15 protein-coding genes are annotated in these 15,416 nt (G+C 71.9%); 3 read left to right on the top strand and 12 right to left on the bottom strand.

Annotated elements, in window-relative coordinates; all coding sequences use genetic code 11:
- The first annotated feature begins 76 nt into the window (after positions 1–76).
- Positions 77–433, top strand: coding sequence for a hypothetical protein (locus tag AB0M46_RS43250; RefSeq protein WP_363345960.1), 357 nt, complete (start codon positions 77–79; stop codon positions 431–433).
- A 47-nt stretch (positions 434–480) separates the two neighbouring features.
- Here the strand turns inward: AB0M46_RS43250 and AB0M46_RS43255 are convergent, their stop codons facing one another.
- The 12 genes from AB0M46_RS43255 to AB0M46_RS43310 all read right to left on the bottom strand — a co-directional run bounded on the left by AB0M46_RS43255 (position 481) and on the right by AB0M46_RS43310 (position 13,475).
- A complete protein-coding gene (locus AB0M46_RS43255) occupies positions 481–1,773 on the bottom strand; it encodes an AAA domain-containing protein (RefSeq protein WP_363345962.1) in 1,293 nt (430 codons plus the stop codon).
- Complete coding sequence (locus tag AB0M46_RS43260) at positions 1,770–3,245, bottom strand: hypothetical protein (protein WP_363345964.1); 1,476 nt, start codon at positions 3,243–3,245, stop codon at positions 1,770–1,772. Before AB0M46_RS43260 ends, AB0M46_RS43255 begins: the two co-directional genes overlap by 4 nt.
- Complete coding sequence (locus tag AB0M46_RS43265; protein WP_363345966.1) at positions 3,242–4,369, bottom strand: hypothetical protein; 1,128 nt, start codon at positions 4,367–4,369, stop codon at positions 3,242–3,244. The genes AB0M46_RS43260 and AB0M46_RS43265 overlap by 4 nt, the downstream gene beginning before the upstream one ends.
- A 31-nt stretch (positions 4,370–4,400) precedes the next feature.
- Positions 4,401–5,192, bottom strand: a complete 792-nt coding sequence (locus AB0M46_RS43270) for a hypothetical protein (protein ID WP_363345968.1) — start codon at positions 5,190–5,192, stop codon at positions 4,401–4,403.
- Between the two features lie 72 nt (positions 5,193–5,264).
- Positions 5,265–6,302, bottom strand: coding sequence for an acyltransferase (locus tag AB0M46_RS43275; protein WP_363345970.1), 1,038 nt, complete (start codon positions 6,300–6,302; stop codon positions 5,265–5,267).
- 130 nt (positions 6,303–6,432) lie between these two features.
- Positions 6,433–6,939, bottom strand: coding sequence for a thioredoxin domain-containing protein (locus AB0M46_RS43280; protein ID WP_363345972.1), 507 nt, complete (start codon positions 6,937–6,939; stop codon positions 6,433–6,435).
- Between the two features lie 112 nt (positions 6,940–7,051).
- Entirely contained in the window at positions 7,052–8,239 is a 1,188-nt protein-coding gene (gene tuf / locus AB0M46_RS43285) for an elongation factor Tu (protein WP_363345974.1), read from the bottom strand.
- Between the two features lie 491 nt (positions 8,240–8,730).
- Positions 8,731–9,816 carry an FHA domain-containing protein gene (locus AB0M46_RS43290; RefSeq protein WP_363345976.1) on the bottom strand — a complete coding sequence of 362 codons (1,086 nt, stop codon included), beginning with the start codon at positions 9,814–9,816 and terminating at the stop codon, positions 8,731–8,733.
- 456 nt (positions 9,817–10,272) lie between these two features.
- The gene (locus AB0M46_RS43295) at positions 10,273–10,773 is read right to left on the bottom strand and encodes a DUF2199 domain-containing protein (protein ID WP_363345978.1); all 501 of its coding nucleotides are present in this window, start codon (positions 10,771–10,773) and stop codon (positions 10,273–10,275) included.
- Between the two features lie 34 nt (positions 10,774–10,807).
- Positions 10,808–11,611 carry a pyrroline-5-carboxylate reductase gene (gene proC / locus AB0M46_RS43300; RefSeq protein ID WP_363345980.1) on the bottom strand — a complete coding sequence of 268 codons (804 nt, stop codon included), beginning with the start codon at positions 11,609–11,611 and terminating at the stop codon, positions 10,808–10,810.
- Between the two features lie 76 nt (positions 11,612–11,687).
- Complete coding sequence (locus tag AB0M46_RS43305; protein ID WP_363345983.1) at positions 11,688–12,716, bottom strand: 6-phosphofructokinase; 1,029 nt, start codon at positions 12,714–12,716, stop codon at positions 11,688–11,690.
- Positions 12,717–12,836: 120 nt separating this feature from the next.
- On the bottom strand, positions 12,837–13,475 hold the full coding sequence (locus AB0M46_RS43310) for a MerR family transcriptional regulator (protein ID WP_363345985.1): 639 nt from the start codon (positions 13,473–13,475) through the stop codon (positions 12,837–12,839).
- 82 nt (positions 13,476–13,557) lie between these two features.
- Between AB0M46_RS43310 and AB0M46_RS43315 the strand changes: the two genes are divergently transcribed.
- Both AB0M46_RS43315 and AB0M46_RS43320 read left to right on the top strand, forming a co-directional pair.
- Positions 13,558–14,496 (top strand): hypothetical protein, encoded by a 939-nt coding sequence (locus tag AB0M46_RS43315; RefSeq protein WP_363345987.1) that lies wholly within the window; start codon positions 13,558–13,560, stop codon positions 14,494–14,496.
- The gene (locus AB0M46_RS43320; RefSeq protein WP_363345989.1) at positions 14,496–14,927 is read left to right on the top strand and encodes an ABA4-like family protein; all 432 of its coding nucleotides are present in this window, start codon (positions 14,496–14,498) and stop codon (positions 14,925–14,927) included. Before AB0M46_RS43315 ends, AB0M46_RS43320 begins: the two co-directional genes overlap by 1 nt.
- Positions 14,928–15,416 lie beyond the last annotated feature (489 nt).

The raw sequence follows: 15,416 nt of genomic DNA on the forward strand, positions 1-15,416 counted from the left end.
CGGGGGAATGACCGGCGGGGTGGTTGAGGCGCGGCGGGTTTGGGCATCCCCTGGGACAAGAGAGAAGGGGGCAGCGATGAGCGCGAACGGCAACGCGACCGAGGCCCGCAAGGACCTCAAGGGCACCCTCGGCGACCTGACCACGCAAACCAAGGCGCGCGCCGCCGACCTGGCCGCGCAGACCAAGGAGCGCGCCGCCGGTCTGGCCTCGCAGACCAAGGAGCGCGCGGCCGACCTGGCCACGCAGACCAAGAAGCGGGCCCGGCGCCGGCCCGTTGCGCTGGTGACCGCCGCCGCTGCCGGGGTGGCCACCACCGTCGTGGCGGTGATCACGGTCGTACGGCGCCGCAAGGCCAAGCAGACCCCTCGGCAGAAGGCCGTCAACGCCTGGCGACGCACCAGCAAGAGCGTGAGGAAACGGGTCAAGCGGTAAGAAAGACCGCGCTCTCGCACCCACCCGGGTGCGGGGGCGCGGCCGGGTCAGGAGACCGCGACGTCCGCGAGGTAGGCCAGCATCGCCTGGTTGGCCTCCCAGCCGTCGGGGAAGCGGACCGGGACGTTGAGGTGCACCGGCTCGGCCGACGGGTGGGTGTCCAGCAACTCGGCGATCCCGGCGCGGGCCACGACGACGCAGGCGTGGCGGTGGCGCGACGCGAGGACGCACAGGCGGCCGGCCTCCAGGTGGAACGCGCTGGCGTCGCGGCGGCCGGAGAGCGGGTGCAGGATCACCGTCACGTCGTACTCGCGGCCCTGGAGGCGGTTCGCCGTGTCGACCGTGACGTCGGCGGCGACGGTGTCGGCCAGGGCGAGCCGGATGGCGGCCACCTGGTCGCGGTGTGCCGCCCCCACCGCGATCCGGTCCGCGATCACCGGGCGGCCCTCGGGCGCGTGCTCGGAGTACGCGACGGGGCCGCGGCGCAGCAGTCCCACGACGATGTCGGCGATGGCCGCGACCGCCTCCCGGTCGGTGCGCACGGTGTGCCGGGCCGGCAGCTCGTGCAGGGCCCAGCCGGTGCGCCGCGCGGTCTCCAGGGTCGCCTCGAGCCGCGGGTCGGCGCCGATGGCCCGGACCGAGAACTCGAGCCGCCGGTCGGCGGGCTTGGTGCCGGCCTCGAACGGGGTGAACGGGTAGAACGCGGCCGACACGACCGACGCCGCCGACGGCGGGAGGCGCCAGGACACCGGCAGGCGATGGACCGGCAGGTCGGCGTTGTGCCGCAGCAGTACGGCGACCGCGCTCTGCATCGGGTCCCAGGACAGCCCGGCCCAGCGCTCGACGGCCACGACCGAGAACGGGTCGAGCTGGCCGGGGTCGCCGACGAACAGGCCGCGGGAGAACCGCCCGGCGACCCTCAGCAACATGTCGGAGCGCATCTGGTACGCCTCGTCGACGATCGCCCGTTCCCAGGTGCCGTCGGTGACCGTCGCCCATTTCGCGGCCGTGCCGATGACGACCGCGCTGGTCTGCACGTCGGAGACGGCGCCGCTGACGGTGACCGAGCCGTGCTTGATCACCCGCTGGGCGGGGACGTACGTCGAGGCCGACAGGCGCCCGATCTCCAGGCCGGGGGCGGCGGTGGCGAGCCGGTCGATGAGGTCGTCGACCTGCTCGTTGGTCTGCGCGACCACCATGAGCCGCTCCCCCGCCTCGGCCATGGTGCGGGCGGCCCGCACGACCAGCGTGGACTTGCCGGCGCCGGGCGGGGAGTCGACCACCACGCCCCGGCCGGCCGCCGACCCGAAGTCGTCAAGGATGTCGTCGATGACGGTCATGACCAGTCCTCCCCGGCGTCGGAGTCGTTGGGCTGGTACTCCGGCGGCGGCCCCCCGTGCGTCCAGGGCGTGTCCTCGCGGCTCGGGAACCGGCCCGGCGGCTGGTAGGCGTCGCTCACCGGGCCGTACGTCACCAGCTCCCCCACCTCGGGCACCGACCCCGGCGCCGGCTGCTTGGTCGAGCGGCCCATCCCCTTGGAGAGCTCCAGCACCACGTCGACGGACGAGACCGACACCACCATGGCCTGCTGGCCCGGGCGGGCCGGGGAGACGAGCAGCGCACCGGGCTCCAGGCGCACCGGGTCGTCGGTCTGCACCGTGATGTGCGGGCGCAGCGCGGCCTTCTTGCCCGACGTGTCGACGCGGTTGGGCGAGGCCGAGACCACGGTGCCCGTGAACGCCTCGCCGGAGAGCCGGAACTCGGCCATGATCAGCGGGTCGTCGAGGGCGCGCTGGGCCTCGTAGCGGGCCTGTTCGCGTTCGAGCCGGTCGAGGCGTCCGGCGGCGGCGACGGCGCTGTCCCGCCTGGGCTGCGGAAGCGCGGTGCCCTCGGCCAGCGACATGTGGTACACCGTGAACACGTCGCGGTCGACGGCCCATCTGGTCTCGACGGAGGCGCCCGCCGGGCGGGCCCGCAGCAGGTCCACGGCCCGCCACATGAGCCCCCAGGTCGGCTCCAGCTGCTCCTGCACGGCGGCGGCGAGCGCGGTCTCGGCCCGGCTCTGGGCCTGCGGGTCGGCCGCGCGCTGGTAGGAGGCCAGCGCCGGGGCCAGCACCTCGTTGTCGAAGGTCGGGTCGGTGCTCGGGCCGGCCGGCGGCCAGCGCAGCGGATCCTCGGCCAGCCCGGCCGCGGCCGGCCCGTCGAGGCCGGCCGGCGGGTCGATCCAGCCCAGCAGCGCGGCCAGGTTGGCGTCCTCCAGGCCGCTCTGGCCGGTCGCCCAGTGCTCGCCGAGCACCTCCGTCACGGCCAGCAGCATGGCCGAGCCCGGGTGGTCGGCCCGCTCGCGCAGGAAGGTGAGCCACTGGCCCAGCAGCGGGACGGTGCGGTGCACCGGGTGCGGGCCGTAGGCGCGGCGGAAGCGGGTGGAGCGGCCCAGCAGCCGCACGAACTCGACCCCGCCCCGGTTGGGCACGAGCACCTGCGGCGCCTCGGCGTAGCGCATCTTCGACGGCTGCTCGGGGTCGACCGTGCGGGAGCAGCCCTCGATGTACGTCAGCATGATCCTGGCCAGCTGCGCGACGAACTCGAACCGCTGGGTGCGGTCCCGCGGGTTGGCCACCACGAGCAGGCGGCCGCCGTCGCGGCCGGTGCCCACCATCGCCGCCAGTGGGGCCGCCGCCTCTCCCGCGAGCGCCAGCGGTACCAGCACCAGGGGTTTCGCGGCGATGTGCGTGTGCCGCACCGTGGTCAGTGGCTGGGCGTGGCCCGACTCCACGGCCTCCGCGCGCGCGAGCGCCGTCAGGATGCTCACGCAGCCCGATCCAGGCACTCGTTGCGCAGCCGCAGCGCCGTGCGTAGCAGCGCCGCGATCTCCTCCTGGCCGGTGCCGGGGGTGAGGGTGCCTCGGGCCAGGCCGAGGACCGTCGACACGCTCTCCACGCCGCCGAGGTCGTCGCGGATGGAGCGGCCCAGCGCCGAGGTCGAGCCGGCGCTCTCGGTGCGGCAGAAGAAGGCCATCTCGCACGAGCCGAGACAGTCCGGGGTGTACCGCGCGTCGATCTCACTGACGGCCTTGCGCAGCTCGTCGGGCGGCCGGGTGGCGTTGTGATCGGCGTCATAGGCGAGATCGAAGGACAGCCCGGCGGGCAGCGCGTCGAGGATCTTGTCGAGCCGGGTCAGCCGGGACAGCTGGCGCTGCAGCACGGTCAGCTGCTTGCGCACGTCGACGAGGGTGGCGGTGGGCCGGTTGGCGAAGTTCTCCGGGCAGACCAGCACCACGTTGTGCGACACGCTCTCCGGCGGGTACCCGAGCTCGGCCAGCAGCTCGCGCATGGCCAGCACGTAGACGGCCGACTGCTTGGCCGCCGCGGCCGCCTTGCCCGGGTCGGCCTGCCCGTCGATGACCGCGAACGACTTGATCTCGACCACGTGGAAGCGGCCGCCGGCCCGGAAGGCGATGAGGTCGGGCTCCAGGTAGGCGTAGTAGCCGGCGATGTCCAGCCGCAGCATCGGGTGGTCGAAGAGCGTGCCGGCGTCGTCGCGCTCGGCCGCGGCCCGGGCGAGCAGGCTGCGGGTGCGGGCGTAGCGCACCTCGCGGCTGGCGTTGCCGCCGACGTTGGACAGGTCGTCGTAGGCCACCTCGGGGATGGCCAGGCCCAGCCGCTCGCGCAGCAGCTGCAGCAGCTCCGCCGCGCCGTCGGCCTTCACCTGCGCCTCGAACGCGTTGCCGCGGGCGATCGCGAACCGCGACTGGCCGAAGGCGGCCGGGAAGCCCAGCTGCCCGGCGACGGCGCCCTTGTTCACCCCCGCCGCGTCCATCAGCCCCCGCCGGCCGCAGCCGGGGTTGTTGGTGAGCGCGGCGATGGTGCGGGCGTTGTGGTTGCGCGGCGCCACGGTGCCGCGGATGCGGTCCAGCCGGTCTACCAGTGCGTCCATTGCGGGTCTCATCTCGGGGAAGCGGGTGGTTCTAGTTCGCGGTTCTGCGTAGTCGCTGCAGCCGGGCGCCGAAGAGCGCCTCGGCGCCGTCGAGCCGTTCCTGGGCCCGCGCGGCCGCCGCGGCGCGGTCCGCGGCGTCGGACTCGGCGTGCACGTCCAGCTCGGCCTGGGCCTGGGCCGCCACGGTGGCCGGGTCGGCACCGCCGCCGGCCGCCGCGGCCCCGGGGATGCCCGCCGCGAAGCGCCACAGCAGCCGGCGGGCGTCGTGGGCGTCGTCGGGCAGCTGGGCCACCCGCTGGGCCACCTTGATCGCGGCGATGAGGAAGTCGACCCGGGCGCTGAGCGGCCCGACCACCCGGGTCTGCAGCGGCCAGGTCGAGATGGCCAGCAGCCCCCGGGCGGGGGCGAGCAGGTCGGCGGTCAGGGCCGGGCACAGATAGTACGGCCGCCCGAACGGGGCGACCTTGAAGGAGCGTTCCTCGTCCCGGCGCAGGCTGGTCAGCCGGGCCGCCACCAGCTCGCCCGGGAAGAAGGCGTCGTGGACGGCGATGATGAGCTTCGGCGCCGCCGGCACCGTGAGCAGGGTCAGCGCGTGGTGAACCTGCTCACGGATGGAGAGGATCGGGGGCGCGGGGTGTGGCCGCGGTACCGCGGGAGCCCGGTCCTCCAGCTCGGCGAGCGCGTCGTCCCAGGCGTGCTCCGCGCGACGGAGCTCGGCGCGAAGCGTCCTGGCCTGTGTCCGGTCCCCCGCCACGGCCGCGCGGCGCAGGTCGCTGCGCAGCCGGTCGATCCGGCGCTCGAGCAGCTCGATCGGTTCGGACACGAACGGCACGGTAGCCGGTTCCAGCAAACTCCAGCAAAGACCAGTGTCGGCGTGTCGCGCTTGCGTTGTTCTTTACGCCGGTACAGGCGTCGGCCGCTCTTCCAAGCGAGGCCTGGGGGCGCGGCGCGGCAACGGGACGATCTGCGGCCTGCGGCGGGCGGCGAGGTCCTCCACCCAGCCGAACCCGAACACCGTCAGCACGACGAGGACGGCGACCATGCCGAGCTGGACGAGGTTGTGGTACCCGCCGACGAGGGTGATGCCGAACCAGACGCCGACCATGCGCACGAAGGTGATGGCGGCCTCGTGCCACAGGTAGATCGTCAGGGCCCGGCGGTTGATCGCCTCGACCGCGGGCTCGGCGGCGCCCAGCGACATCGCGGCGGGCGCGAGGTTGAGGATGACCAGCAGGAAGGCCGTCGACCACAGCGTGTCGGCGATCGGGACGTCGTTCATGTCGTACCCGCGGGGGCCGGGCTCGTGGATGAGCAGGGCCAGCCCGATGCCACCCATCACCAGGCACGCCGGCCAGAGGACCTTCTTCGAGATGCGCTGCAGCGTGCCGTCATGGTGGGCGAAGCCGAGCATCCAGGCCGGGGCGTACATGAAGAAGTCGCGGACCGTGCCCCCGCCGCCGTGGCCCGTCTCCCACAGGACGACCAGGACGGTGAACGGGACCAGCACGCTCGGGATCGGCCACTTGCGGAACAGCCAGAGCAACGCCGGCGAGGCGATGATGAACCAGAGGTAGGAACGGACGTACCAGATCTGGCTGAACCAGACGCCCCCGCGATCGGTGGTCGGCGGGTCGTCCAGCGGGACGAACCACAGCAACGTCCGCCAGCCGTACTCCATGCCGCCCCACAGCGACATGAGCGCGATCGCGAAGACCCCGAGCACCCAGAAGGGGATCGCGATGCGACGTATGCGCCGGCCTATCGCCTTCATCCCGGAACGGTCGAGCGAGGCGGCCATCAGCGAGCCGCCGAGCGCGAACATGAGGCCCATCGCCGGGAAGGCGACCGTCAGCCATGCGAACCCGAGCGTGTGGTAGGTGACCACGCGGAGGATCGCGACGGCTCGCAGGAGGTCTACGTACCGGTTCCGCATCCCCCCTAGGTTGCCCTCTTCCCCTTAGGGGCAACCTTCCTTCACCTCAAAATTGGCTGTGTTTATTCTCAAAGATCCTAGAGTGGCGCAGCCGTAACCGATCGGGCAATCGAGACGGTTCACCCTTTTCTCACCCAGACCTCGCGTGCAGGGCCTCGCTGAGCACGTCGAACTCCAGGCCGCCGTGGTGCCTGGCGCCGTTGATGAAGAAGGCCGGGGTACCGTCGACGCCGTTTGCCTTCCCGCTGTCCATGTCGCGCTCCACCCGTTCGTGGTGGGCCCGCGTGCCGCCGGCGTCGGGGAGGCCGAACTGCTCGGCGTACCGGGCCAGGTCGACGTCCTCGAGGCGGTCCTGGTGGGCGAGCAGCAGCGCGTGCATGCCCCAGAAGGCCCCGGCGTCGGCCGCCGCCTCCGCCAGCAGCGCGGCCGGCATCGCTCTCGGGTACTCGTCGACCAGCGGGAAGTGCCGGAAGGCGAAGCGCAGCCGTTGACCGAAGGCGAGCTGGAGGCGCTCCACGACGCCGAACGCCCGGCCCGTGCCGGGGCACTCGTAGTCGCCGTACTCGACGAGGGTGAGATCCGCGCCGGACCGGCCCTGGACGTGGTCGTCGCTGGTGAGATTGGGAAGGGCGCTCATGGTCGCACCCTTCCCAATCCCGGCTTCGCTAGTCGCCTCCGGGTCTCTTCCCGTCAGCCCCGCAGTTCCGTCACGGAGCCTGTTTAGCAGTTCCGTCACGGAGCCCGCTTGGTCAGTCCAGCAGTTCCGTCACGGTGCCCGCTCCGACGGTGCGGCCGCCCTCGCGGATGGCGAAGCCGAGGCCGACGTCCATCGCGATCGGCTTGCCGAGCTCGACGGTCACGTCGACCGTGTCGCCGGGCATCACCATCGTCACCTCGCCGAGGTCCACCGACCCCATCACGTCCGTGGTACGGAAGTAGAACTGCGGCCGGTAGTTGGCGAAGAACGGCGTGTGCCGGCCGCCTTCCTTGGTCGTGAGCGCGTACACGTGGGCCTTGAACCGCCGGTGCGGCGCGACCGAGCCGGGCAGCGCGACCACCTGGCCCCGCTGCACCTCCCCGCGCCGGATGCCGCGCAGCAGCAGGGCCGCGTTGTCGCCGGCCTGGGCCGTGTCGAGCTGCTTGCCGAACATCTCCATCCCGGTGACCACGCTGGACTGGGTGGGTCCCAGCCCGACCACCTCGACGGGGGTGTTGAGCACCAGCGTGCCGCGCTCCACCGACCCGGTGACGACGGTGCCCCGCCCGGTGATGGTGAGCACGCTCTCGATGGGCATGAGGAACGGCTCGCCGGTCACCCGCTCGGGCAGCGGCACGTACTCGTCGACGGCGTCGAGCAGGTCCTGGATGCTGCGGACCCAACCCGGCTCCCCCGCCAGAGCCTTGAGGGCGCTGGTGCGGATGATCGGCAGCTCGTCGCCCGGGAAACCGTACTCGTTCAGCAGCTCCCTGACCTCGAGCTCGACCAGGTCGAGCAGCTCGACGTCGTCAACCGCGTCGGCCTTGTTCATGGCCACGACGAGGTACGGCACCCCGATCCGCCGCGCCAGGAGCACGTGCTCCCGCGTCTGCGGCATGACCCCGTCCACGGCGCTGACGACGAGGATCGCCCCGTCCACCTGCGCCGCCCCGGTGATCATGTTCTTGACGTAGTCGGCGTGCCCGGGCATGTCGACGTGCGCGTAGTGCCTGGTCGCGGTCTCGTACTCGACGTGCGCGATGTTGATGGTGATCCCGCGCGTGATCTCCTCGGGCGCCCGGTCGATGCCCTCGAAGCTCGTGTAGCGGTTGACGTTCGGGTACCGCTCGGCGAGAACCTTGGTGATGGCGGCCGTCAGGGTCGTCTTCCCGTGGTCGACGTGACCCATCGTGCCGATGTTGAGATGAGGCTTGTTCCTCGTGAACGCCTGCTTGGCCATCTGACACTCCACAGTGGATTTGTGGCTGGACGTGCAGAACCCTCAGGCGAGCCGGATGCGCTGGGTTGCTTCAGGGCGGTCCGGCTCGGCCGGCTCACCCTCCTCCGTCGGTTCCGCAGGATGCTGCGGGAGGAGGGTCAGCGTCGCAGGCCGGCCTCTAGCGCCGCGTCTAGCGCTGAAGGCGCCCAGGCGACCGCCGAGCCGGCCAGGTGGCCGTGCTCCAGAAGGGCGGTCGTCGCGATCATGTCTGGAAAGATACGCGCCGCCTCCTTCGCCGACAACGCATTTACCAGTGGCGTTCGCCATATACCCACTAGGGGTATCCGGTCCACGCGGGCACACCTCGCGCGGGCGCTGCGGCGCCGCGCGGCTCGGAATCCGACAAAGGCACCAAAAGGGACGACCGGAAAAATGGTGATAAGTCGGATAAGTCGTGGCGCGGAGCGCCCGACTTATCCGCACAGGGCCGAAAGTCGCCGGGCGGGCGGGCGTCAGCGGGGCGGGGGCAGGCGCATGGCGATCGTCGGGGCGTCGGCCATCACCGAGTTCGGGGCGGTGCCCCTCGGGGCGTCGGCCGGCGGACGGTCGGCGCGGCCCACCGTGATCTCCGGGTAGATCTCGACCTCGTCCCACTCCCCCAGGGCCTTGGGCTCGCCGCGGTGCAGGTCGGCCTCGCGGGGCTGGGCCGTCGGGCCGGTGCGGGCCAGGATCGCGGCGCCGTTGGTGCTCACGTCGGTGACCAGGAGCATGCCGTCGCGCAGCTCGAAGCGCAGGTGGTTGCGGCTCACCCGGCGGCTCGACTCGTCGTTGAGCCACTTGCCGATGGTCACGCCCGACGGGTCATCCGGGGCGCGGCCCACCACCATGGGGCGGGCGGCCGTCACCAGGAAGCGGGAACGGACGACGCCGTTGATGCGTACCGCCAGGGCCATCGCCAGTGGGCGGGGGCCGGCGTCGATCAGGCGGTCGCCGTGGCGGGGGCAGATGGGGGCGCCGCTGGGCAGGGCCGGCGGGGCCTGGCCGGCGCCTTGCGCGGGGACGCGGCCGAGGACCGGGCAGTCGGCGGCGGGGCAGCGCCAGTACCGCTGCAGCACCGGATGCGGCCGCGGCGTCGAGCCGATCGCGGGGGCCAGGCTCAGCTCCAGGCCGCCCTGGCCGGCGATGGCGAGGTACACCGGGCCCGGGTGGCCGGGCAGCGGGGAGCGGGTGATCACCGGTACGCCGGTCAGGTGGGCCACCTCCCGCACCCGGGCGTTGACCCTCGCGCCCGGCGGGAGCATCTCGATGAGGCCGTCGTCGGACCAGCGGCGCAGGACCATCCGCTCGTTGGAGGTGAAGTCGGTGTCGGACATCGCACCGCGTTCGGCGATGGCGTAGAGACCGGTGTTGCCGTCGCCGAGGCGGCGGCTCAAGGCGTCGATGAACTGGCCCAGGCGTAACAGGGCCGCCGGGCGGCCGCCGTCGAGGTCGACGCTGCGGGCCGCCTCCACCAGGTCGATGATGCCGCCGGTGGCGAGCGGGTCGACGTTCAGTCGTCGCTCGATCGCGTCCAGTGCTCGGCTCGTCTCGAATCGCACCGGAACATTCTGCCTCAATCGTCCGCGCGTGCCGACAAAGCCGCCCGGGTGCGCACGAAACGCGAACGCACGGCGGGGCCGGGACGCGGCACACGACAGGACGGGAGCACCGGCACAGCAAGGAACGGGAACGCGGGACACACAGCAAGGGACGAGAACGCGAGGCACCGCAAGGGACCGAAACGCGGGACACAGCAAGGGGCGGAACGGCGGGCGGCAAGGCTGGGGAGCACCCGCAAAGCCGCCGTCGACCACCTTTGCGGCCGACGGCGGGCCTTACGCCGCGTCCTCGGCGAACCTCTGGGGGGAGGTGGGGAAGCCGCCGGGCGCGGTTTACACGACGGGGGCGTGGGGGGTGCGCCGGGTTCGTCGTGTGTACATCTCAGCTAACCGTTGGTAATCAAGGTAGATCACTGCGGTGAGGTCAACAACGGTGAATGCCTGAATGAACCCGCCTCAACCGCCGCAGACCTTGGCGACCTCGGCGAGGCGATGGGCGTCGACGCCGTCGCGCTGCTCGACGGCCAGCGGGTGGTCGGTCGGCTCCAGCTCGACGAAGGGGCGCCGGCCCGGCTCCCGAGTATGCACCCGGGTCTTGAGCCGTAGCGTGTCGGGGTACCCCGGAACGCTGTTGGAGAGCCAGCCGAAGTAGGGCTGCTCCTCCACGCGGGCCGGGTCGTCCCACCGCGAGACGGCGCGCTCGAAGTTGGCCGGGCTCAGGCTGACCCAGACGTTGTACGTCAGCAGCTCCTCCGACCCGCGCACCGGAATCTCGATCAGGCCGCGGATGAAGAAGTGCAGCTCGTCGAGCTCGGGCGCATGGATGCAGCACAGTTCGTCCTCGAGGAACGACTCGCCGCCCGCCTCCGGGGCGCCCCAGTAGTCCGGTGCCGAGAACGCCCACACGGTCGGGACGTCGCCGAGCTCCGCATCGCAGCACGCACAGACGAAAGTCACCGCGGCATGGTAGACCGGCGGGGACGAAACGCGCTCAGCCCTGCGCGGCCAGTTCCCGGGCGCGGTCGCGGGCGGCCTCCAGGGCGGCCAGCAGCGCGGCCCGCACGCCGTGGTTCTCCAGCTCGCGGATGGCGTTGATCGTGGTGCCGGCCGGCGAGGTGACCGCCTCGCGCAGCTTGACCGGGTGCTCGCCGGACTCGCGCAGCATGACGGCCGAGCCGATGGCGGTCTGCACGATGAGGTCGTGCGCCACCTGGCGGGGCAGGCCCAGCAGGATGCCGGCGTCGGTCATCGCCTCGACGAGGTAGTAGAAATACGCCGGGCCGGAACCGGACAAGGCGGTGACGGCGTCCTGCTGCGACTCCGGCACGCGGATCGTGCGGCCCAGCGGGCGGAACATCTCCTCGGCCACGGCGAGGTGCTCGGCGGTGGCGTGCGAGCCGGCCGAGATGGCGGTCATCGCCTCGTCGACCAGCGCCGGGGTGTTGGTCATGACCCGCACGACCGGGGTGCCCTCGGGCAGGTACTTGGCGAAGAACGCGGTCGGCAGGCCGGCGCACAGGGACACGACGAGCTTGCCCTCGGGCATCTTCGGGCCGAGGTCGGCCAGCAGGGCCCCGGCGTCCTGGGGCTTCACGGCGACGGTGACCACGTCCGCCTCGAGCAGGGCGCTCTCGTTGTCCACGACGCGGATGCCGTACCGCTGCGAGAGCTCCTGAGCCCGCTCCGGGCGGCGCGCCGTGGCCAGGAGCTTCTCCGCGGGCCAGCCCGCGCGCAGCAGGCCGGACAGCAGGACCTCGCCGAGCTTGCCGGCGCCGAAGACCGCGATGGTGCGCACTGGAGACTCCCGGGGAGAAGGAAACGCCGGAGCCTGGGGCCGCCGTCGGCGACGGCCCCAGGCCTCGAACGGGCGATCAGGAGCCGAAGAAGACCTCGGCCTCGGTGTACCGCTCGACGGGGACCGTCTTGAGCTCGCGGGTGGCGTCGGCCAGCGGGACGCGCACGATGTCGGTGCTCCTGAGCGCGACCATCTTGCCGAAGTCGCCCTCGTGCACGGCGTCGATCGCCTGCAGGCCGAAGCGGGTGGCGAGGACCCGGTCGAACGCGGTGGGCGTGCCGCCGCGCTGGATGTGGCCGAGCACGACCGTGCGGGCCTCCTTGCCGGTCTTGGCCTCCAGCTGCTCGGCGAGCCACTGGCCGATGCCGCCGAGGCGGACGTGGCCGAAGGAGTCGAGCTCCTGGTTGTGCAGCACCATCTGGCCGTCGAGCGGCTGGGCGCCCTCGGCGACGACGACGATCGGGCTGTACTGCGTCTGGAAGCGCTTCTCGACGTAGCCGGCGACCTGGTCGACGTCGAACTGCCGCTCCGGCAGCAGGATCACGTTGGCGCCACCGGCCAGGCCGGCGTGCAGGGCGATCCAGCCGGCGTGGCGGCCCATGACCTCGACGACGAGGGTGCGGTGGTGCGACTCGGCGGTGGTGTGCAGCCGGTCGATCGCCTCCATGGCGATGTTCACCGCGGTGTCGAAGCCGAACGTGTAGTCGGTCGCGCCGAGGTCGTTGTCGATCGTCTTCGGCACGCCGACGACGTTGACGCCCAGCTCCGTCAGCTTGGTGGCGACGCCGAGGGTGTCCTCGCCGCCGATGGCGACGAGGGCGTCGACGCCCAGGTCGGCCAGGTTCGACTTGATCTTCTCCACGCCACCGTCGATCTTGAACGGGTTGGTGCGGGACGACCCGAGGATCGTGCCGCCGCGCGGGAGGATGCCGCGGACCTGGGCGATGCCCAGCTCGCGGGTCAGGCCCTCCAGGGGACCGCGCCAACCGTCACGGAAGCCCACGAACTCGTGGCCGTAGGTGGAGATCCCCTTGCGGACCACGGCACGGATGACCGCGTTGAGGCCGGGGCAGTCGCCGCCCCCGGTCAGTACGCCGATACGCATGCTTGATCTTGCCTTCCTGGTTGCGTGCTCGACCCCACGGAAGGGCGGGCCGAGCCGGAGGTACCCGCTCTTGGCGACGCTGCCGATTCACAGCGCACTGTAGTCGCTCCAGCTGAAGCCTCAGCAGTCGTCCCCGCGAATACCGAACTTCTTGGCCGACTCGTGCTCCTGGGCCATGCGCCGCAGCGCGGCCAGCAACGAGTCGCCCAGGATGGAGCCGACGACCGCCGCGTAGAGCATGCCCTCGGGGTTGCCGGCCCGCCCGACGAACTGCAGGTCATAGTCCGCGATCGTTTCGGCGGCGTCGGCGTACTGCTCCAGCAGCGTGCTCACGTCGGCCCCGACCTGCTCGAACGCGGCGAGCACCTCGGCCGCGGCCTGCCGGGCCGGCGCGTCGTGCCCGACCTGCCAGCCCCGCCGCAGCGCGAGTTCGTCGATGCGTTCGCGCTCCCGCCGTACCACATCCGGGTCTATCGAGTCCTTGTTGCCCACCGCCGAGGGCAGCGCGTGGCCGAGCACCTTGTGCACGTCCGGGTCGGGCTCGTCGAGCGCCGCCAGCAGCTGCCGGATGGTGGCGATCGGTAACCGGCCGATGTCGAGCAGCACCCGGACGAGCCGCAGCCGCTGCACGTGGCGATCGTCATACCGGGCCTGGTTCGGGCTGGTCAGCTCCCCGGCCGGGAGCAGGCCCTCACGCAGGTAGTACTTGATCGTCGGCACCGGGACGCCGGTGCGCCGGCTCAGCTCGGCGATGCGCATGGGACTCCTTCCGGCCTTGATATGGATAGCGTACCTTGCCAATAGCAGACAGCACCGCTATCCATTTTTCGGAGCGCGTCCGATGCATGTCGCCCGACTTCACCGACCCCTCGTCGTCCTCGCCGGCCTCATGGCCGCGCTGGCCCTGCTCACCGCGATCGGCATCGTCGCCGACGACCGCACGCTGCTCGGCGTGCCGATCTGGCTCAAGCCCTTCAAGTTCTCCGTGTCGATCGCGATCTACGCGGTCACGATCGCGTGCATGATCGGCCTGCTGGCCGAGCGACGCCGGCGCTTCGGCTGGTGGCTCGGCACCGTCATCGCGGCGACGATGCTCATCGAGATCGCCGTGATCGCCGCTCAGGCGGCCCGCGGGCACCGCAGCCACTTCAACGTCCAGACCCCGCTCGACGGCGCCCTGTTCGAGGTCATGGGCGCCACGATCGCGGTGGCCTGGGCGGCGACCCTGATCCTCGCGATCCTCCTGCTGATGCAGCGCATGCCGGACCGGGCCAGCGCGCTCGCGGTACGGCTCGGGCTCGTCATCGCCCTCGGCGGCATGGCGGTCGGCTTCCTGATGACCATCCCGAGCGCGGCCGAACTCGCCCAGGACCGCCCGACGATCGTCGGCGCACACAGCGTCGGCGTGCCCGACGGGGGCCCCGGCCTGCCGCTGGTCAACTGGAGCACCACGGGCGGCGACCTGCGGGCCGGCCACTTCATCGGCATGCACGCGCTGCAGGCCCTGCCGCTGTTCGCGCTGCTGCTGAGCCTGGCCGGCCGCCGCATCGCCCGCCTGCGGGCCGACCGGGTGCGCATCCGGCTGATCGGGGTGGCCGGCTTCTGCTACGCCGGCCTGACCACCCTCGCCACCTGGCAGGCGCTGCGCGGCCAGCCGTTGGTCCACCCCGACGCGTCGACCCTCGGCGCGGCCGGCGTGCTGCTCACGCTGAGCCTGGCCGGCGCCGCCCGGGCCGCCATCGACACCCCGGCGCGGGTCCCGGCGAGGGCGTTCTCGTGATGACGACGCTCTTCCAGCTGGCATTTCTGGCGGCGGTACCGTTCTGGGCCCTCATGATCCTCTTGCCCACGTGGCGGTGGACCCGCGCGATCGTCTCCTCGCCGCTCATCGCGCTTCCCACGCTGGTGGTGTGGGCGCTCGCGATCGCGCCGGCGTTCGGCGACTTCGCCCGGGAGATGCTGAGCCCGGACCTCGAGGGCCTGCGGGAGCTGCTGGCGCGGGACGAGGTGGTGGCCGCGGTGTGGGCCCAGGTGCTGGCGTGGGACCTGTTCGTGGGCCGGTGGATCTACCTCGACAGCCGGGCCCGGGGGCTGCATCCGCTGCTCGTGGCGCCCGTGCTGGTGCTGACGATCCTGCTGTCGCCCATCGGGCTGCCGCTGTACCTGGCGCTGCGCCTCTTCGGCAAGCGGCACACCCCGGACGCCGTCTAGAGATCGTTTTCGATAAGTCGGGCGCTGGCGCACCACGACTTAGGGTGACCGTCAATAGGTTGGGCCGGAGTTTGCCGAACCCGTCGACCGCGTCGCCGGTCAGGCCTGACCGGGCAGCACCCTGGAACCGTCGATCACTTAGCGTCGCGATGAACCTCGTGCCGGCGATCGCGGTCTGCGGTATGAGCGTGCACCATTTGACATTGCCATTACCGTCCGGGGCGGTAATTCCGGGCGAGGTCGGGGATAATCAATGACATGGGGCAGCTGTCATTCTTCAATCGCACAGAATTGGCTGCCATGCGTGACCGCACCAGGTCTCGGCGGTATTGTCCGGCAACGGAGCAGTTCCGTCGGGAACATAAGCGGCATCGAACGTGGGGCCTTGCTCAGCGGCACGCCCAGAAGCTACGCCGCATCCATGGTGGCGTCCCGCCGGTGACCGCGGCCGACGACCGGCGGGACCGGCCCGACCCGGCCCCCGCGGCG

This window comes from Dactylosporangium sp. NPDC051485 (assembly GCF_040682015.1).
Classification (GTDB): domain Bacteria; phylum Actinomycetota; class Actinomycetes; order Mycobacteriales; family Micromonosporaceae; genus Dactylosporangium.